This is a genomic window from Nonomuraea dietziae, from assembly GCF_014195505.1.
GTDB lineage: Bacteria > Actinomycetota > Actinomycetes > Streptosporangiales > Streptosporangiaceae > Nonomuraea > Nonomuraea roseola.
In genome coordinates, this window is the sequence record NZ_JACIBV010000001.1 from 2,111,107 (window position 1) to 2,128,927 (window position 17,821).

At 71.2% G+C, this 17,821-nt stretch carries 16 protein-coding genes and 1 pseudogene; 11 read left to right on the top strand and 6 right to left on the bottom strand.

The features are described from left to right. Positions 1-6: 6 nt before the first annotated feature. Positions 7-714 (bottom strand): SDR family oxidoreductase, encoded by a 708-nt coding sequence (locus FHR33_RS10250; RefSeq protein WP_183645721.1) that lies wholly within the window; start codon positions 712-714, stop codon positions 7-9. A gap of 102 nt (positions 715-816) precedes the next feature. Between FHR33_RS10250 and FHR33_RS10255 the strand changes: the two genes are divergently transcribed. Further along, positions 817-1,647 (top strand): helix-turn-helix transcriptional regulator, encoded by an 831-nt coding sequence (locus FHR33_RS10255; protein WP_183645722.1) that lies wholly within the window; start codon positions 817-819, stop codon positions 1,645-1,647. A 1-nt stretch (position 1,648) separates the two neighbouring features. Then, the gene (locus tag FHR33_RS10260; RefSeq protein WP_183645723.1) at positions 1,649-2,674 is read left to right on the top strand and encodes a zinc-dependent alcohol dehydrogenase family protein; all 1,026 of its coding nucleotides are present in this window, start codon (positions 1,649-1,651) and stop codon (positions 2,672-2,674) included. 13 nt (positions 2,675-2,687) lie between these two features. On the opposite strand, the gene FHR33_RS10265 is transcribed toward FHR33_RS10260, so the two are convergent. Next, positions 2,688-3,758 (bottom strand): class I SAM-dependent methyltransferase, encoded by a 1,071-nt coding sequence (locus FHR33_RS10265; protein WP_183645724.1) that lies wholly within the window; start codon positions 3,756-3,758, stop codon positions 2,688-2,690. Between the two features lie 68 nt (positions 3,759-3,826). Here FHR33_RS10265 and FHR33_RS10270 point away from each other — a divergent pair, with 68 nt between their 5' ends. Then, positions 3,827-4,798, top strand: coding sequence for an aldo/keto reductase (locus FHR33_RS10270; RefSeq protein WP_183645725.1), 972 nt, complete (start codon positions 3,827-3,829; stop codon positions 4,796-4,798). A gap of 94 nt (positions 4,799-4,892) precedes the next feature. Here the strand turns inward: FHR33_RS10270 and FHR33_RS10275 are convergent, their stop codons facing one another. After that, positions 4,893-7,412, bottom strand: a complete 2,520-nt coding sequence (locus tag FHR33_RS10275) for a M14 family zinc carboxypeptidase (protein ID WP_183645726.1) — start codon at positions 7,410-7,412, stop codon at positions 4,893-4,895. A gap of 103 nt (positions 7,413-7,515) precedes the next feature. On the opposite strand from FHR33_RS10275, the gene polX reads away from it, so the two are divergent. The 5 genes and pseudogenes from polX to FHR33_RS50035 all read left to right on the top strand — a co-directional run bounded on the left by polX (position 7,516) and on the right by FHR33_RS50035 (position 12,671). Then, a complete protein-coding gene (gene polX, locus FHR33_RS10280) occupies positions 7,516-9,198 on the top strand; it encodes a DNA polymerase/3'-5' exonuclease PolX (protein ID WP_183645727.1) in 1,683 nt (560 codons plus the stop codon). Positions 9,199-9,243: 45 nt separating this feature from the next. Further along, positions 9,244-9,972 (top strand): class I SAM-dependent methyltransferase, encoded by a 729-nt coding sequence (locus FHR33_RS10285; protein ID WP_183645728.1) that lies wholly within the window; start codon positions 9,244-9,246, stop codon positions 9,970-9,972. A gap of 39 nt (positions 9,973-10,011) precedes the next feature. Beyond that, positions 10,012-11,067, top strand: coding sequence for a sulfite oxidase (locus FHR33_RS10290; RefSeq protein ID WP_183645729.1), 1,056 nt, complete (start codon positions 10,012-10,014; stop codon positions 11,065-11,067). Positions 11,068-11,218: 151 nt separating this feature from the next. Next, positions 11,219-12,011, top strand: a pseudogene (locus FHR33_RS50030) (wax ester/triacylglycerol synthase domain-containing protein); the annotation flags it as partial. Positions 12,012-12,221: 210 nt separating this feature from the next. Continuing rightward, positions 12,222-12,671 (top strand): WSD1 family O-acyltransferase, encoded by a 450-nt coding sequence (locus FHR33_RS50035; RefSeq protein WP_246452688.1) that lies wholly within the window; start codon positions 12,222-12,224, stop codon positions 12,669-12,671. Here FHR33_RS50035 and FHR33_RS10300 read toward each other — a convergent pair. Next, positions 12,668-13,177 (bottom strand): MarR family winged helix-turn-helix transcriptional regulator, encoded by a 510-nt coding sequence (locus FHR33_RS10300; protein WP_183645730.1) that lies wholly within the window; start codon positions 13,175-13,177, stop codon positions 12,668-12,670. The two genes, FHR33_RS50035 and FHR33_RS10300, sit on opposite strands and share 4 nt — an antisense overlap. 96 nt (positions 13,178-13,273) lie before the next feature. Between FHR33_RS10300 and FHR33_RS10305 the strand changes: the two genes are divergently transcribed. Next, positions 13,274-14,062, top strand: a complete 789-nt coding sequence (locus tag FHR33_RS10305) for an SDR family NAD(P)-dependent oxidoreductase (protein WP_183645731.1) — start codon at positions 13,274-13,276, stop codon at positions 14,060-14,062. A 16-nt stretch (positions 14,063-14,078) separates the two neighbouring features. Here the strand turns inward: FHR33_RS10305 and FHR33_RS10310 are convergent, their stop codons facing one another. After that, the gene (locus tag FHR33_RS10310) at positions 14,079-14,675 is read right to left on the bottom strand and encodes a TetR/AcrR family transcriptional regulator (protein ID WP_183645732.1); all 597 of its coding nucleotides are present in this window, start codon (positions 14,673-14,675) and stop codon (positions 14,079-14,081) included. Positions 14,676-14,793: 118 nt separating this feature from the next. Between FHR33_RS10310 and FHR33_RS10315 the strand changes: the two genes are divergently transcribed. Together FHR33_RS10315 and FHR33_RS10320 are read left to right on the top strand one after the other, a co-directional pair. After that, complete coding sequence (locus FHR33_RS10315; protein ID WP_183645733.1) at positions 14,794-15,354, top strand: TetR/AcrR family transcriptional regulator; 561 nt, start codon at positions 14,794-14,796, stop codon at positions 15,352-15,354. Then, positions 15,351-16,853, top strand: coding sequence for an MFS transporter (locus FHR33_RS10320; RefSeq protein ID WP_183645734.1), 1,503 nt, complete (start codon positions 15,351-15,353; stop codon positions 16,851-16,853). Before FHR33_RS10315 ends, FHR33_RS10320 begins: the two co-directional genes overlap by 4 nt. On the opposite strand, the gene FHR33_RS10325 is transcribed toward FHR33_RS10320, so the two are convergent. Then, positions 16,837-17,811 (bottom strand): alpha/beta hydrolase, encoded by a 975-nt coding sequence (locus FHR33_RS10325; RefSeq protein WP_183645735.1) that lies wholly within the window; start codon positions 17,809-17,811, stop codon positions 16,837-16,839. The genes FHR33_RS10320 and FHR33_RS10325 overlap by 17 nt on opposite strands. Between the last annotated feature and the right edge of the window lie 10 nt (positions 17,812-17,821).

Here is a 17,821-nt window from a genome sequence, read left to right on the forward strand (position 1 = left end):
CACACCTCACCACGGAAGTGTCCCTTCGTCCTGCAGATAGGCGCCGCTCGGGCCCTCGCCGTCCAGGGTGGCCAGGCGGACGGCGATCTCGGCGCCCTGCTCGGCCGTACGGTGGCCGGTGTGGCCGTTGAGATCGGTCGCGCAGTAGCCGGGGTTGGCGGCGTTGACCTTGATCGGGGTGTCCCACAACTCCTTGGCGTAGGAGACGGTGATCATGTTGAGCGCGGCCTTGGAGGAGTTGTAGGCCATCAGGTTGAAGGGCCAGAAGGGGCTCTCGGGGTCGATCGCCATGGCGATGGAGCCGAGCTCGCTCGACATGTTCACGATCCGGCCCGCCGGTGAGCGCCGCAGCAGCGGCAGCATCGCGTTGGTGACGGTCACGACGCCGAACACGTTGACCTCGTAGACCTGCCTGAGCACGTCGGCGGAGGTGGCGCTGGGCCTGTCGTCGTCCTGCCAGACGGTGATGCCCGCGTTGTTGACCAGGATGTCGAGGCCGCCGTGCGCCTGCTCGATCCACTTGGCCGCGTCCTGCGCGCTGCCGGGGTCGGTGACGTCGAGCCGCACGTACGGCTGCCCGAGCCGCTCCGCGGCGGCTCTGCCGCGCTCCTCGTCCCGCGCTCCCACGATCGCGGTGATGCCGCGCTCGCCGAGCCGCCTGGCGATCTCGAAGCCGATTCCCTTGTTCGCGCCTGTGATGAGAGCTGTCGTCATGGCCTCCACGCTGGTCGCCCCGGTGGCCGGGCGGGAGAGACCCCGCGAGGCTGGGATCGGCGGTACCACCCACGCTTCGGCCGGGTGGACGAGACTGGCGGCATGAACCGTGAGGAGCTGGCCGAATTCCTGCGCAGCCGCCGCGCGCGGGTGACACCCCGCGAGGTGGGGCTGCCCGAGAGCGGGCGCCGCCGCACTCCCGGGCTGCGCAGGCAGGAGGTCGCCCAGCTGGCGGGCATGTCGATCGACTACTACATCCGCCTCGAGCAGGGCAGGGGCCCGCATCCCTCGCGGCAGGTGCTCAACGCGCTGTCCAGGGCGCTGATGCTGTCCGCCGACGAGCGCGCGTACCTGTTCCATCTGGCGGGGCAGGCGCTGGAGCCCGAGCGGCTGCGCGGCGACGTGCCGCGGTCGATCCTGCACCTGATCGCCTTTTTGGAGGAGGTGCCCGCCTACGTGCTCGACGCGAAGTACGACATCCTGGCGTGGAACCCCATGGCCGCCGCGCTCATGGGCGGTCTCGACAGCCGGCCGCGCGACGACCTGAACGTCATCCGCTGGGTGTTCCGCTCCCCCGACCTGGCCGAGCACCTGAGCGACGAGGAGAAGGGCCGCTTCGCCCGCGCCGCTGTCGCCGACCTGCGCTGGGCGGCGGGCCGTTACCCCGGCGACGCCGGCATCCAGGCGCTGGTCGCGGAGATGCTCGCGCTCAGCCCCGAGTTCGCCGCCCTGTGGGCCGAGCACGAGGTGAAGGTGCGCAGGGAGCAGCGCAAGCAGATCGCCCACCCGGCCGTCGGCGTGATCGAGGCGATCTGCCAGGTCCTGCCGGTGCCCGACAGGGAGGACCTGCGGCTGGTCCTCTACACCACCGAACCGGGCTCCCCCTCTCACCAGGCCTTGCGCAGGTTGCGGGAGGTGACTCTAAGCTCATGAGATGCGCGCGGTGACGTTTGACCTGTTCGGCGGGGAGCTGGACCTGCGGGAGCTGCCCGATCCCACTCCCGCATCCCACGGCGTCGTGATCAGGGTGGCCGCCACGGGCCTGTGCAGGAGCGACTGGCACGGATGGCAGGGGCACGACCCCGACATCAAGGTGCTGCCGCACGTGCCAGGTCACGAGCTGGCGGGCGTGGTGGCGGCCGTCGGGGCCGACGTGCGCGGCTGGCGCGAGGGCGACAGGGTGACCGTCCCCTTCATCTGCGCCTGCGGCGCGTGCGCCGCCTGCGCGGCCGGTGAGCAGCAGGTGTGCGAACGGCAGACGCAGCCCGGCTTCACCCACTGGGGCTCCTTCGCCGACTACGTCGCGATCGACCACGCCGACGTCAACCTCATCACGGTGCCCGAGGACATGGAGTTCAGCACCGCCGCGGGCCTCGGCTGCCGTTTCGCCACCGCCTTCAGGGCCGTCGCGCACGTCGGGGAGGCCAGGCCGGGCGAGTGGGTGGCGGTGCACGGGTGCGGCGGCGTCGGGCTGTCCGCCATCATGATCGCCACCGCCGCCGGGGCGCGCGTCGTGGCCGTCGACGTCAGCACCGACGCGCTGCACCTGGCCGAGCGGGCGGGCGCCACCCACTTCGTCAACGCCTCATCGGGTGACGCGGCCGACCAGGTCAGGGAGCTGACCAGGGGTGGGGCGCACGTCTCGATCGACGCGCTGGGCAGCCCGCAGACCGCGGCCGCCTCGATCGAGAGCCTGCGCCGCAGGGGCCGCCACGTGCAGGTGGGACTGCTGCCCGGCGGGCACACGCCGCTGCCCATGGGCAGGGTGATCGCCCACGAGCTGCGCCTGCTCGGCAGCCACGGCATGGCCGCCCACGCCTACGCCCCGATGATGGAGCTGATCAGGGCCGGTACGCTCCACCCCGACCAGCTCGTCACCCGCACGATCGGCCTGGCCGATGCAGGCAAGGCGCTCGCCTCGATCGGCTCGGTGCCGGGCGTGACCATGATCGTGCCCTGAGCCGGGCGCGACGTCACAGCCTGCGTACCCGCAGCCGCTGTCCCCACCTGCTGATCGCCTCGTCGTCGGCGAAGGCCAGCGCGCGCATCATGTTGCCGCCGTCGCTGTTCTCCACCGCCCGCCGCAGCCTGGCGCGCAGCGGCCCGGGCAGCTGCGAGGTGCCCGCCTCGATCGTGTCGCCGTAGTGCGGCGCGTAGGCCACCCCGCTGAAGCCGGTACGGCCGAGCAGCGTGGGCAGCGTGGCGGAGGAGTAGAACATCAGGTGGTTCTTGGTGAACCCGCTCCACCCCGACTCGTAGGCCTTGAGCAGCAGCGACCCGGCGTTCACCGTGAGGATGAGCAGCACCCCTCCGGGCGCCAGCAGGTGCCTGAACCGCTCGAAGTCCTCCAGCGGCCTCGGCAGGTGGGCCAGCACCGACCACAGTGTGATCACGTCGAACCCGCCGGCGGCGATCTCGGGCACGTCCTCAGGAGCGCCGAAGTAGGCCCTGGCCTTGGTGAGCCTGGCGTTGGCCTGCTCGACGGAGTCGGGTGAGAGGTCGACGCCCACCGCGTCGAAGCCGCGCTGCTCGGCCAGCTCAAGGAACAGGCCGGCTCCGCAGCCGAAGTCGAGCAGCCGCCGTCCCTCGCCGTGCTCGAAGACCGGCGAGAAGGCGTCCATGGTCAGCTGGTAGCGGCGCTGCCTGTTGGCGGCGTACTTGCCGGTCAGGAAGCTGCTGTAGGAGTTGGCGTACAGGTCGCCGAGCCGTTCGGGCCTGATGTTGGGGTTGCGGTAGAGGAAGCCGCACGAGGGGCAGCGCACGACGTGGTAGCGCCAGTTCCTGCCCCCTGTCGGCTCGAACAGCGGTTGCTGGCGAGAGTCCCCGCACATCATGCAGGAGAGGAACTCCTCGATCTCGCCGAGCGGGACGGTGGCCTTGTACTCCTCCAGGGACATCACGCGCGCGCTTCTGAGCTTGAGGCGCCATTGCGCCTCGCGCATCAGGCGCTCGCCGGGTCTGACATAGACTCGCTGCCCCCACGGCACGTTGTTGTAGCGGGATCCGAACAGCATCCTGGCGGCTGTGCGCTTGACAGAGACCATCGACACCTCACTTGGGCTTGGTTCTGATCCTCTTTGAACGCCTACCAGGCCCCCATAAAGTGACATTCATGGACTACACACGGCTTGGCAACACCGGATTGAAAGTTTCCCGGATCTGTCTGGGCATGATGAGCTACGGCGACCCGGGCGAGTGGGACTGGGTGCTGTCCGAGGAGGCGGCCGAGCCCATCGTGCGCAGGGCGGCGGAGGCCGGCGTCACCTTCTTCGACACGGCCGACGTCTACACCTCGGGGGCCAGCGAGGTCGTGACGGGAAGGCTGCTGCGCAAGATCTTCGCCAGGCGTGAGGACTATGTCCTGGCCACGAAGGTGTACTTCCCCGTCGGTGAGGCCGTGAACGACAGGGGCCTGTCGCGCAAGCACATCCACGCCGCGATCGACGCCTCGCTCGAGCGGCTCGGAACCGACTACGTGGACCTGTACCAGATCCACCGGTGGGACGACGAGACGCCCATCGAGGAGACCATGGAGGCGCTGCACGAGGTCGTGAAGGCGGGCAAGGCGCGCTACCTCGGCGCCTCCTCGATGTGGGCGTGGCAGTTCGCCAAGGCCCAGCACGTGGCCGCCGCCAACGGCTGGACGCGGTTCGTCTCCATGCAGCCGCACTACAACCTCCTCTACAGGGAGGAGGAGAGGGAGATGCTGCCGCTCTGCGCCGACCAGGGCGTCGGGGTGATCCCGTGGAGCCCGCTGGCGCGCGGCACGCTGGCCCGCGCGGGGCAGTCGGGCGAGGGCACCGCCCGCAGCGGCTCCGACGGCAGGATCGACTACCTGTACGACCCCGACAACGACGCGCTCATCCTGGACAGGGTGGCGGAGGTGGCACGTGAGCGCCGGCTGCCCGCCGCGCAGGTGGCGCTGGCGTGGCTGCTGGGACAGCCGGGCGTGACGGCCCCGATCGTGGGCGCGACCAAGGACAGGCACATCGACGACGCGGTGGCCGCGGTCTCTGTCGCCCTCACCGACAAGGAGCGCGACTACCTCGCCGAGCCGTACCGCGCCCGTGAGGTGCGGTTCTAGCCGGCGGAATGCGGGAGCCGGGCCGCTCGAGGGGAGCGGCCCGGCTCGCGCGGAGCTGGCGGCGTGGGCGAGGGGGGACGCCCACGCAGCCCGTCTACGGGGTCAGGACGTCCGCAGTGGAGGAGGTCCAGAACAGCGCCCTGGCGACCTGCGGGAACAGGCCCTTCGGGTGGTTGCGGAACATCGGCTCGGTGCCGAAGAGCACCACGGCCGCGCCCCGCTCGTCCCTGCCGCTGACCACCGCGGCCTGGCCTCTGGCGGCTTCGGGGCCGCCGCTGCCGTCGCCGGGGTTGGGCCGCCAGTGGCCCGCCACCAGCGGTCCCTCGGTGGCGTAGGTCTGCTCGACCCGCACCTCGGGGCCCAGCGCCGTGAACCAGCGCGGTGAGAAGACGAAGGAGTGCGCGGGTGAGCCCGAGCCGACGGGGCCGTTGGCCGAGGAGACCTTGACCACGCCGTTGGCGTCGGAGCGGCCCGCCACCGCGGTGGCGGTCAGCAGACCCGCCGCGGCGTTGAAGGCGGCGCCCGTGCCGCCGCGGGTGACCACACCGCCCCTGGTCATGAAGGCGTCGAGCGCCGTCCTGGCCGCGGGGTTGAGCGCGCCGTAGGACAGCCCGCTGGAGACGTACAGCACGTCGACGCCGCTCCAGTCGAAACCGTTGTTCAGCACGGTGGTCGAGACGGGCGTGACGGCGAAGCCCAGCTCGCGCAGCGTGAACAGCTCGTCGGCGGAGAGCGCGGCGGCGATCCTGACACGGGACAGCGGGGTTCCCGCGGTCGAGGCGGCCCTGGTGAACGGCACGCCGTACCTGTCGGCCACCGTCTTCGCCGCCTGCCTGGCCGAGGCGGGCACGACGGCACTGCCGTCGGCCGCCATGGTGACGGCCGTGCCCTGGCCGAGCAGGTCGTTGACGGCCCGCACCGCCTTGGCGTCGTCGATCCTCAGCGAGAGGGGGCCTTCGCCGCGCGGCACGTGGCCGGTGGGCGAGGCGAGCCTGACCGGCTGGGCCACCACGTGGAGGCGCCGCTCGGTGATCGGCTCGACCGCCGCGCCCCACAGCAGGGCGTGGCTCCATCCGGAGATGTCGTACATGGCGTCGACCCTCGGGCTGATGTCGGCGCCGGGCTCCAGCATGACGTTGGCCAGGCCGCGCTTGGGCTGGCGCATGTCCACGACGTAGGTGCCCTGCGGGTAGGTTCTGCCGCCGGCGCGGAAGGGCAGCAGCGCCCGCTCGACCTTCACGTCGTTGGCGAGGAGGAAGTCCACCAGGGTGGCGGCCGAGGGGGTGCCCGAGGGGATGGCGTAGGCGCGGGGGAAGGTGGTGGTGTAGACGTCCTCGGGGCCGAAGCCGGGGACGATGCCGAGGGGCACCTCCTTGGAGGGCTCACCCGCCGCTCCCCGCCTGAACACCTCGATCTGGTCGCCGACCAGCCTCTCCCTGTTGTTCTGGACGAAGGTGTAGGTGGCCCTGATGGAGGCGGCGGCGATGTCGACGTTGATGCGGCTGCGCCGCTGCAGCTCGGCCTGGGGCAGGGTGGTGTAGTCCGTGCCGTTGACGCGCATCGGGAACTCGATGGTGTGCGAGGCGACCGCGCCGTGGAAGGGGGCGTACTGCGGGGTGAAGATCGGCGGCCAGTCGTCCCAGCCTTCGGCGGAGTCGCGGAAGGGGATCTGCGGCGGGTGCGTGCCGTCCTTCTCGAAGGTGTAGCCGAGGGCGAGGATGGCCTGCTCGATGCCGAGCGCGTTGGCGTAGGCGTTCTGGATGAACAGGTCGTACTCGTAGTTGGCGCCGTGCGGCGGGGTGGTCGGCTCGACCAGGGTGCCGTTGACGTAGCCGTGCAGGTCGATCATGACGACCGGCTGGTTGTCGATCATGATCTGGCGCATCGCCCGCGTCTCGGGCTGCGAGGCGGTGACGAAGTCGCGGTTGAGGTCGAAGCCGTTGCCGTTGGGCCGCTGGCCCAGCACCCTGCCGTCGGGGTTGGCGGTGATGTTGAAGTACAGCCGCGTGGTGGCGAGCAGGTCCTTGATCTGGGGAGAGGTGCTGGTGGCCAGCTCCTCGATGACGCGCAGGCTGGCGTCGGTCCCCTCCCACTCGTTGCCGTGGATGTTGCCGTTGACGAAGACGGGCGCCTTGTAGGTCCTGGCCTGGATGCGGTGGCCGTTCTCGATCTGCTGGCGCAGCCGCTCCTGCCTGCGGGTCTCCGAGGCGCTCTCGGGGGCGGTGACGGTGACCAGGTACATGTCCCTGCCGCCGGCCGAGCGGCCGACCACCTCGGCGCTGACCCTGTCGCCCACGGCCTGCAGCTGGTTGAGCCTGGCCGCGATGGCGTGGTGCGGGACGAGGCCAAGCTTGATGGAGGCGTCGGCGGGGTTCTCCTGCGGGACGGGGAGCGTGGTCCTGCGCGGGTAGCCGCGGGTGTGGTCGGGGCGCCACGACAGTTCGGGCGCGCTCTCGCGCAGCGTCTTGGCGGCGGACTCGCCGACGCCTGCGGCCTCCTCGTTGCGGTCGGCGCCGTTGCCGAAGTCGCGTACGGGGGGCGTGGGGTCGGCGGCGGCCGTGCCGCCGGGCAGCAGAAGGACGGACAGCAGCGGTATCACGACACGTAAGCGCACGCTCTGTTCGTACTGATCGCACCCGACGCGGCACAAGGGGTGACATCCAATCCACGCCGATCCGTGATCTGGAAGTGTCAGAGCGTTCCCCTACGCTGGCCCCATGGCACGGGCAAACGACGAGGCGGCCGCCGCCCTTCAGGAATATTCGGAGTTGTTCGCTCTCACGGGCGGCGACGCCTTCAGGGTGCGCAGCTATCAGAAGGCGGCCAAGGCGATCGCCGGCTTCCCCGAGGACATCTCTCAGGTCGACGTGCGCAGCGTGCCGGGGGTGGGCGAGGCGATCGCGCTGAAGATGGAGGAGTTCCTCCAGCGGGGCAGCTTCCGCCAGCTCGACGCGTTGCGCGGCAGGGTGCCCGACGGCGTGCGGAGGCTGACCCGCGTGCCGTCGCTGGGCCCGAAGACGGCCATCATGCTGTTCGAGGAGTTCGGCATCGACTCCCCCGCCGGGCTGGCCGAGGCGATCGCCGCGGGCAGGCTCGACGGCGTCAAGGGCCTCGGCCCCAAGACCCTCGCCAACCTGGTGAAGGGCGTCCAGCAGCTGGAGCAGTCGGGCCGCAGGGCGCACATCGGGGTGGCGATGTCGCTGGCCGAGACCGTCATGGCGTCGCTGAGCGCCGAGCGGCTGGCCTACGCGGGATCGCTCAGGCGGATGAAGGACACGATCGGCGACATCGACATCCTCGCCGTGGCGCCCGAGTCGATCATGGAGGAGTTCAGGGCGCAGCCGTACGTCGCCGAGGTGATCGCGGCGGGCGAGAAGAAGACCTCGATCCGCACGACCAGCGGCATGCAGGTCGACCTGCGCAGGGTTCCCGCCGAGTCGTGGGGCGCGGCGCAGATCTACTTCACCGGCTCCAAGGAGCACAACGTCACCATCCGCGAGATGGCGGTGAAGAAGGGCTGGAAGCTGTCGGAGTACGGCCTGTTCGAGGGCGAGCGGGTGATCGCCTCGCGGACCGAGGAGGAGATCTACGCCGCGCTCGGCATGCAGTGGGTGCCGCCCGCCATGCGCGAGGACGGCGGCGAGGTGCGGGCCGCGCTGCGCGGCGAGCTGCCCACCCTGGTCACGCTCGGCGACCTGCGCGGCGACCTCCACACCCACACCAACCTGACCGACGGCATCGCCTCGCTGGAGGACATGGTGGCGGCGGCGCACGCGCGCGGCTACTCCTACTACGCGGTCACCGACCACGCGCCCGATCTGGCGATGCAGCGCATGACCCTCGACAAGGCCCTCGACCAGCGCGGCGCCCTGCTGGAGCTGCAGCGGAAATACCCTGACATGCGGCTGCTGCACGGCACCGAGCTCAACATCGCCCCCGACGGGTCGGTCGACTGGCCGGGCGAGGTGCTGAAGGGGTTCGACGTGTGCGTGGCCTCGGTCCACTCGCACTTCACGCAGTCGCGCGAGGAGATGACCAGGCGCTTCATCGCCGCCTGCGAGAACCCTCACGTCGACATCATCGGCCACCCCACCACCCGCAAGATCGGCAAGCGTCCCTCTGTCGACGCCGACTGGGAGGCCGTCTTCCGCGCCGCGGCCCGCACCGGCACCGCGATGGAGATCGACTCCTACCCCGACCGCTCCGACCTGCCCTCCGACCTGGTCAGGCTGGCCAGGCACCACGGGGTGAAGTTCTCCATCGACAGTGACTCCCACGCCATCCCCCACCTGGACAACCAGCGCTTCGGCATCGGCATCGCCCAGCGGGCCTGGCTGACCGGCGACGACGTGATCAACACCTGGCCGCTCGAGCGCCTGCTGGCCTTCTTCGGCCGTTAGACTGCTCCCCGAAAGTGAAAACCATTTCCACTTGAGGGGATCGTCATGACACCCGAGCTCGCCCAGGTGTGGCTGGAGCGCTGGGACGCCCAGCAGGAGCGTTATGTCGCCGATCGGGAGGCGCGCTTCGCCGCGATCGGGGAGGTGGTGGCCCAGGCGGTGCCAGGCTCTCCCCTGGTGCTCGACGTCGGCTGCGGCCCCGGCTCGCTGTCGGTACGGCTGGCGCGGCGCCTGCCGTCGGCCGAGGTCGTGGGCGTGGACGTCGACCCGCTGCTGCTGGCCCTCGGCAGGGCGGGCTACCCGGAGATCTCCCGTCTGGTGGACGCCGACCTGCGCTCCCCCGGCTGGACGGCCGCGCTCGGCCTCGACCGCAAGGTCGACGCGGTGGTGTCCACCACCGCCCTGCACTACCTGCCGAAGGAGCAGCTGGGCGCGCTCTACGCGGAGCTGGGAGGGCTGCTGCGACCTGGAGGGGTGCTGGTCAACGCCGACAACGTCCTGGAGGAGCAGCCGGCCGTCGCCACGCTGGCCGCGGCGCTGCGCCGCACCATGACGGCGGGGGGCGAGGACTGGTCGGCGTGGTGGCGCGCGGTCGAGGCCGAACCCGCGCTGGCCGACCTGGTCGCCGAGCGCGGGCGCAGGCTCGGCGCGCACGGCGGCGACCATCACCTGCCGCTGCGGACCCATCGTGAGCTGCTGCGGGAGGCAGGGTTCGGCGAGGTGGGGCCGGTCTGGCAGATGGGCGACGACGTGATCCTGGTGGCGGTGCGCTGACCACGATTAGAGAGTTAACTGGTAGGGAATAGGGAATACATGAGGCTGGCCACCGAGTCCATCGTCAAACCCCTGCCCTCCCACCTGTTCACCCTCCACGACGGCAACGCCGAAACGCGCTGGGAGGCGATGGCGGGTCAGGGATACCACACGCCCAACGACCGCTTCTTCGTCCGCAACCACACCGCGACCCCCCGCGTCGACGCGGCCACCTGGCGTCTGCTCCTGCACGGCCCAGGGCTGCGCCGCGCCGTCGAGGTGGGCTACCGGCAGCTGCGCGCGATGCCCGCCCGCAGCGTGGACGTGACGCTGGAGTGCGCGGGCAACGCCCGCCGCTTCTACGACATCCAGCAGCACGAGCCCGCCCCCGGCATCCAGTGGGGTCTCGGCGCGGTCGGGGTGGCGCGCTGGCGGGGCGTGCTACTCAGGGACCTGCTGACCATGGCGGGGCTCAGGGACGGCGCCGTGGACGTGCTGGCCACCGGGCTCGACGCGCCCTACGTCCACGAGGGCGAGAACCTCGGGCATGTGCGCCGTCCGATCCCGGTGCGCAAGGCGCTGGACGATGTCCTGGTCGCCTACGAGATGAACGGCGAGCCGCTTCCCGTGGACCACGGCTTTCCCGCGCGTCTCATCGTTCCCGGGTGGGCGGGAATCGCCTCGGTGAAATGGCTGGGCGACCTCGAGGTCTCGACCACGGAGTTGTTCACGCCGTGGAACACTCTCTTTTACCCCGGCGTGACGACCATGACGGTGAAAAGCGCCTTCGAACTGCCGTGGCCGGCCGTGCTCGAGGCGGGGCGGCGGCACGTGCTGCGCGGCAGGTCGTGGTCAGGCAACGGGCGCGTCGGGCACGTCGAGGTGAGCGCCGACAACGGAGCGACCTGGCACCCGGCCGAGCGCCGGGGTCCCCGGCGCGAAGCCTGGCTGACCTGGAGCGTCGCCTGGACCCCGCGCCAGGTGGGGCCGCACGTCCTGCTCGCCAGAGCCCTCGACGAGACCGGCGCGGGACAGCCCCCGCGTACCGCGCGCCACCCCTTCGGATACCACTTCGACGCCGTGGTCAGACACCCGATCACGGTTACCCGGGGATAGGGAATTATCACTTCGGATGGCTGAGCTGCACCATCATAAAAGTCAGCCGAAATCTTGGGAAGCGCTCTGGAATTCATCTGAAAGACTCTCGCAGAAACGTACTCGCAATCCTGGCGGGTCACCATGACACCACCGCGGAAAGGGAGGTCCCATGACGCAGCTGACCGCGCTCGACGCGCAGTTCCTGAGCGCCGAGTCCGCCACGACCGCCGCGCACGTCGCGGGTGTGGCCGTCCTCGACCCGAGCTGCGCACCGTCGGGCACGATCACGCGTGAGCGTCTGGCGGCCCTGCTGCTGGAGCGGATGCACCTGTCTCCTGCGCTGAGCCTGCGGGTGACGGAGGTGCCGTTCGGGCTCGACCATCCCTACTGGGCGCCCGATCCCGACTTCTCCATCGACAACCACCTGTTCGAGACCGAGCTCGAGGCGCCGGGCGAGGACACCCAGTTGGCCGATACCGTCGCCCGGCTGCACGCGCGGCACCTGAACCGCGATCATCCGCTGTGGGAGATGCACCTGATCACCGGGCTGTCCGGCGGCAGGGTCGCGGTCTACACCAAGGTCCACCACGCGGCCATCGACGGCGTCTCGGGCGCCGAGACACTGGCCGCGCTGCTCGACCTCTCCCCCGAGCCGCGCTCGGTGGAGCCGCCCTCGTGCCCGCCGCCCGAGGGCCCCGCACGTGCTCGACATGCTGGCGGGCGCCGCCGTGCGCACGGTGACACACCCGGCGCGGGCGGTGCGCTCGCTGGCCAGGGCGGCAGGTGACCTCGACGCGATCCCCGTGGTGGCCACGCTGCCTGGCTCCAGGCTGATCGCCAGGGCGGCCCGCTTCGTCACGGGCGACGAGCGCTCCAGGCCCGACCTGCCCTCGCTGGCCGTCCCGCACACCCCGTTCAACGGGCCGATCAGCGCCGAGCGCAGGTTCGCCTACGGCTCGGTGCCGCTGAAGGAGGTCAAGCACGTCGCCAAGAGCTACGGGATGAGCGTCAACGACATCGTCATGGCGCTGTGCGCGTCGGCGCTGCGCGCCTGGCTCGACGAGCGCGGCGCGCTGCCCGACCAGCCGCTGATCGCCGCGGTGCCGGTGGCGGTGCGCACGGCCAGCGCGCGAGACTGCGCGGGCAACCAGATCTCGGCCATGATCATTCCGATGGCCACGCACGTCGCCGACACCGGCGAGCGGCTGAGGGCGACGGCCGAGGCGATGAGCACCGCCAAGCGCAGGTTCGCGATGTCTCCCGCGACCTGGCTCCACGAGCTGTGCGCGATGCTGCCCTCGCCGGTCTCCGCGCTGACCCCCGCGGTCTTCAGGCTGGCCTCGGTGGCGTTCCCGCCGATCAATCTGATCATCAGCAACGTGCCAGGGCCGCAGTTCCCCCTGTACCTGTGCGGAGGGCGGGTGCTGTCGTACTACCCGCTGTCGGTGCTGACGGATCTGAGCGGCGGGGTCAACATCACCTGCTTCTCCTACGACGGCGTGCTCGACTTCGGCGTCGTGGCCTGCCCCGATCGCGTGGACGACGTGTGGCGGCTGATGCACCACCTGCGCACGGCGATGGACGAGCTCACCTTCCTCACCAGGGATCTCGCGCCGGTCTAGGGGCCTGAGGGAGGGCAGGCGCTCTCGGCCTGCCTGCCGTCCTCGATCGCCAGGATGGGCGCGCCGACGAGATGGCGCAGCGCCTTCCTCAGCACGGCCCGCTCCTGGGTGTCGAGGCCGCCCAGGAGCCGCTCCTCGATCGCCTCCATGTCGCCTCTGGCGGCCTTGAGCGCCCGGCCGCCCTCGGGTGTGACCTCGATGATGCGCGCCCTGCGGTCCGCGGGATCAGGCCTGCGCACGACCAGCCCAGCGCCCTCGAGCTCGTCGAGGATGATCACCAGCTTGCTCTTGTCGACCGACACCGCCTGGGCGAGGGCGAGCTGGGTGCGGGCAGGGGCCTCGACGATCGCCATCAGCACCGTGTAGCCCCACAGGCTCATCCCGTGCTCCCTGACCACCGCGCTCTCGGCGGTGGACAGGCCCTGCTTCAACCTGGCGAACGACCAGTGCAGGTCCTCGTGCAGCCAGCTGCCTGGCGAGTCTTCGGCGGCGGAGGCGGCGGTCATGACGCCATGATAGCAACAGCAAATCATCTTGACTTGAAACCATCTGATTCTATATTGATTTCTGTCTCAGATCATCTGAAGTTGAGAGGAATCAGCGTGGACACCGAACTCAGGGATCGCGTGGTCCTGGTCACCGGCGCGTCGAGCGGCATCGGGGCGGCGACCGCCCGCGCCTTCGGACGCGAGGGCGCCCGGGTGGCGATCACCTACAGGAGCAGCAGGGACAAGGCCGAGAAGGTGGCGGCCGAGGTGGAGGCCGCGGGCGGGCAGGCGTACGTCGTGCGGCTCGATCTCGAGGACCTGCCGAGCGTCGCCAGGGCAGTCGAGGCCGTCGCCGGACACTGGGGCGACGTCGAGGTCCTGGTGGCCAACGCCGTCCGCTGGGGCGGTGACGCACCGCCCGAGCCGGGCGTCCGGTTCGAGGACGTGCCGCTGAAGGAGTGGGAGGCGATGATCAACGCCAACCTGGTAGGGGCCGCCGCCTCCGTCAGCGCGGTCCTTCCCGGCATGCGCGCCAAGGGCTGGGGCCGCATCGTGCTGATCTCCTCGGGTGTCGCGGAGGAGGGCCTGCCGGGGCCGGGCCCGTACGGCACCGCGAAGTCGGGCCTGTACGGGCTCGCCCGCAGCCTCGCATGGAACGGAGGCAGGGACGGGATCCTGGTCAACGTCGTGGCGCCCGGCTTCACCCTGACCGAGAGCCGCCCGCCCGTCCCGGAGTTCGTCGTCGAGGCGCTGACCGCCGCGACGCCCACCCGCAGGCTCTCCGACGCCGACGACGTGGCCAGGATCGTGGTGTTCCTGGGCTCGGGCGCCAACGGCAATCTGACGGGCGAGCTGATCAGGGACGGCTCCTCCGCCGCGCGCGCTCCGCACCTCGGCGGTTAGCGAGGGGGCGGGGCGGTCAGGCGAGCGAGTGGGCGATGAGGTCGGCCACGGCGTCGGCGTCGATCTGGTGTCCGGTGAGCTGGCAGAGGTTCTCCTGGTAGAGCAGCACCGCGGCGAAGGTCGCCGCGGCCACCTCCAGCCGCGCCCTGTCGCCCCTGGCCCCGGGCAGCGCCAGCTCCAGCGCGAACCTGGAGCGCCCGATCAGCTCACCGTTCAGCCGCCCCAGCCGCTCGCGCACCGAGCCGTGCGTGTCGGCCTCCCTGAACAGGATGCGCCGCATCGCGGGCGAGGCCCTCAGCGGCAGCCGCCTGGCGAGCCTGGACAGCGTGCGGGCCGCGTCCCCCGGCACCGCCTCGACCTCACGCCCCTCCTCCACCAGCGTCCGCTCGTCGACCAGGGCGACCAGGACGTCGATCTTGCGGGGGAAGTAGTGGAACAGCAGCCCCTTGGGGACCTTGGCCAGCTTGGCGATCAGCGAGGTGGGCGTCGCGGCGTAGCCGCCACCCGCGAACAGCTCCTCCGCCGCGTCGAGGATCCGCGTGCGGGAGTCGCCTCCTGCGAACTCCTTGGCGGGTGGGCCTGGCTCGTCGGGGTGCGGTGAGGTCTGGTCCACAGCCGAACGATAGCCGGGGCCTCGCCGTGCAGGACCTGCCGCCAAGGGGAGATCACCGTTATGAGAAACTCGTGTATGGTTTGAGACATATATGTCGCAAAAGATACGGGGAAGTATCATGGCAGTGACCGCCGAGCAGATCGTCACGGCGGCGATCCACCACCTCAACTCCCACCCCACCGCCTCCATGGCCGAGCTGGCCGAGGCGGCGGGGGTCAGCAGGGCCACCCTCCACCGCCACTTCTCCAGCCGCGACGACCTGCTCGTCGCCCTCGGCAGGCGGGCGCTGGAGCGCTGGGAGCAGGTGCAGGACGCGCTCGACCTCACCTCAGCCGCCCAGGAGAGCGACCCCGCGCGGCTGGCCGCCACGCTGCGCGACCTGCTCGTCAACCTCGTGGACATGGCCGACGAGCACGGTTTCGCGCTCACCGACCCCGCCATGGAGGTCGACCCCGATCTGCTGCGCAAGCTCGAGGAGCTGGAGGGGCGCGAGATGGCGCTGTTCGCCGCCGCCCAGCGGGCCGGCGTGCTGCGCGCCGAGCTGCCGGTGCGGTGGGTGGGCAACGCGGTGTACGGCCTGCTGGTCGCGGTGAGGGAGAGCCTGCGCAGGGGTGACGTGGCCAGAAGGGACGCGACCGGCCTGCTCGTCGACACCTTCCTCAAGGGCATGGGCCGATGACCCAGCTGCAGGACGGCGGCCTGTTGAGCCGCAGGCGGCGGTGGGCGGCGCTGGCCGTCCTGTCGGTGAGCCTGCTGCTCGTGGTCATGGACATGACGATCCTCAACGTGGCGCTGCCCTCCATCTCCGAGGACCTGCGGCCCGACGCGATCGAGCTGCTGTGGATGGTCGACGCCTACTCGCTGGCGGTCTCAGGCCTGCTCGTCACGGTGAGCGCGCTGGGCGACCGGTGGGGTCGCAGGAAGATGCTGATCAGCGGCTTCGCGCTGTTCGGCGCGGCCTCGGTGGCGGTGGTGTGGGCGAGGGATCCCGCCGCCCTCATCGCGCTCAGGGCGCTGCTCGGCGTGGGCGGCGCGATGATCATGCCGTCCACGCTCTCCATGATCCGCACCCTGTTCACCGACCCCAGGGAGCGGGCCACCGCGCTCGGCATCTGGTCGGCGATGGCCGCCCTCGGCGCCGCGCTGGGCCCGATCCTGGGCGGGCTGCTGCTGGAGGCGTTCAGCTGGCACGCCGCGTTCCTGGTGAACGTGCCCGTGATGGCCCTCGCGATCGTGGCGGGGCTGATGCTGCTGCCCGAGTCGCGCAACCCGAACCCCGGCCGTTGGGACGCGCTCGGCACCCTGCTGTCGATCGCCGGCATGGTCGCCCTCGTCTACGGCGTCAAGCACGCCGGCGACGCGGGCGGCTGGGTCGCGCTGGCCTCGGCGGCCGTCCTGCTGGGCTGGTTCGTCAGGCGCTGCCTGACCAGGAAGGATCCGCTGCTGGAGATCCGTCTGTTCGGCAGCCCGTCCTTCAGCGCGGGCACGGTCGCCGCGCTGACCACCTCGATCGCCATGGCCGCGATGATGCTGCTGCTGGCGCAGTGGATGCAGCTGGTGCAGGGCTACTCTCCGCTGGAGACCGGCGTGCGGATGCTGCCGACCGCGTTCGGCGCCTTCGTGCTGTCGCCGCTGGCGCCCGCGCTGGCGGCCAGGATCGGCGCGCGCACCGTGCTGGCGGGCGGCCTGCTGGTGGCCGGGGCGGGCTTCCTGGTGCTGTTCGTCGCGCCGAGCCCGCTCGGCTACGGCGCGGTCGCGCTGGCGCTGCTGCTGGTCGGAGCGGGCATGGGCTCGCTGGCCATCGCGTCGGCGGTGATCATGGCGGGCTCACCGCCCGAGAAGGCGGGCAGCGCGGCCGCCATCGAGGAGACGAGCTACGAGCTGGGCGGCACGCTCGGCGTCGCGGTGCTCGGCAGCCTCGCCACCGCCTTCTACCGGTCGCGGCTGACGGTTCCCGAGGGCATGCCCGCGCAGGCCGTCGAGGAGTCCCTGGGCTCGGCGCTGGAGGCGGCGCGGGAGGCGGGAGCCGCGGGGGCCGAGCTGGCCCGGCAGGCGCAGACCGCCTTCACCGATTCGCTCGCGGTCACGGGGGCCGCGGGAGCGGCGCTGATGCTGGTCGCCGGTGTCGCGGTGTGGTGGCTCACCCCGCGCGCGCTGAGCCTCACCGAGCACCGATAGCGCGCATCAGCGTGGGGTAGGCGCGGCGTAGCTCCTTCTGCCAGTGGGCGTGGTCGTGCCTGCCCCTGTAGAAGTGCGTCTCCACTTCGATGCCCAGCTCGCCGAGCCTGGCGGCGAAGGCCCTGCCCGCCTTTCCCGCCAGGTGCTCGGCGGGGTCCTCCCACAGCTCGGCCGTCCCCGAGGCGACGACCAGGCGGACGCCCCTGAGCCGTTCGGCCTGGTCGTAGGGGTTGTGCGCGCGCCAGACCGCGCGCTGCTCGTCGGGGTCGCCCCAGACGCGCTTCCAGTCGGTGCCGGGGCAGCCGAACGTGGTGCCCGCCATGACCGCCTGCGGCACCCCTGGCGCCAGGATGTGGACGGCCCCGCTGAAGGAGGCCGCCGCCTGGAAGTGGCCCTCGGCGGCGTAGAGCATCGCCCCCTGCCCGCCCATCGAGTAGCCGGCCACGGCGCGCCGCCCGCCCGCCCTGTAGCGCGTCTCCAGCAGCGGCAGCAGCTCCTTGAGGTGGTAGGTCGCCCAGCGGGGCGGGCCGCCGCTGCCGCCGTTCCACCAGTCGGAGTAGCTGCCGCACCTGCCGCCGTCGGGCATGACCACGATGACGCCGGTGTCCTCGGTGAGATCGTCGACGTCGGTCCTCGAGGTCCACGAGGTGTAGCTGTCGAACCCTCCGTGCAGCAGCCACAGCACGGGCCAGGTGCGGTCGGCCTCGCGCGACCACCCCTTGGGCAGCAGCAGCCTGACCCTGGTGGTGGCGCCGAGCGCCGCCGACTCGATCGTCAGCTCCATCCGCCGGGCGTCGAGCCGCCGCTCGGTGACGGCGGGCTCCGCGTCGCGTTCGACGGGGACGTCGCGGTTCAGCGGGCCGCGCTCCTGCCGGCCGCCGTTGTTCAGGAGCAGGACGACCGCGACCGCCACGACCAGTGCGAGCACGCCGCCCGCCGCCAGGACCCTGGCCGCCATCGGGCCTCCT

Bases quoted from the DNA above. Each gene is read 5' to 3' on its own strand.
- FHR33_RS10250 (WP_183645721.1), bottom strand. From the start codon at position 714: ATGACGACAGCTCTCATCACAGGCGCGAACAAGGGAATCGGCTTCGAG.
- FHR33_RS10255 (WP_183645722.1), top strand. From the start codon at position 817: ATGAACCGTGAGGAGCTGGCCGAATTCCTGCGCAGCCGCCGCGCGCGG.
- FHR33_RS10260 (WP_183645723.1), top strand. From the start codon at position 1,649: ATGCGCGCGGTGACGTTTGACCTGTTCGGCGGGGAGCTGGACCTGCGG.
- FHR33_RS10265 (WP_183645724.1), bottom strand. From the start codon at position 3,758: ATGGTCTCTGTCAAGCGCACAGCCGCCAGGATGCTGTTCGGATCCCGC.
- FHR33_RS10270 (WP_183645725.1), top strand. From the start codon at position 3,827: ATGGACTACACACGGCTTGGCAACACCGGATTGAAAGTTTCCCGGATC.
- polX (WP_183645727.1), top strand. From the start codon at position 7,516: ATGGCACGGGCAAACGACGAGGCGGCCGCCGCCCTTCAGGAATATTCG.
- FHR33_RS10285 (WP_183645728.1), top strand. From the start codon at position 9,244: ATGACACCCGAGCTCGCCCAGGTGTGGCTGGAGCGCTGGGACGCCCAG.
- FHR33_RS10290 (WP_183645729.1), top strand. From the start codon at position 10,012: ATGAGGCTGGCCACCGAGTCCATCGTCAAACCCCTGCCCTCCCACCTG.
- FHR33_RS50035 (WP_246452688.1), top strand. From the start codon at position 12,222: ATGGCCACGCACGTCGCCGACACCGGCGAGCGGCTGAGGGCGACGGCC.
- FHR33_RS10300 (WP_183645730.1), bottom strand. From the start codon at position 13,177: ATGACCGCCGCCTCCGCCGCCGAAGACTCGCCAGGCAGCTGGCTGCAC.
- FHR33_RS10315 (WP_183645733.1), top strand. From the start codon at position 14,794: ATGGCAGTGACCGCCGAGCAGATCGTCACGGCGGCGATCCACCACCTC.
- FHR33_RS10320 (WP_183645734.1), top strand. From the start codon at position 15,351: ATGACCCAGCTGCAGGACGGCGGCCTGTTGAGCCGCAGGCGGCGGTGG.
- FHR33_RS10325 (WP_183645735.1), bottom strand. From the start codon at position 17,811: ATGGCGGCCAGGGTCCTGGCGGCGGGCGGCGTGCTCGCACTGGTCGTG.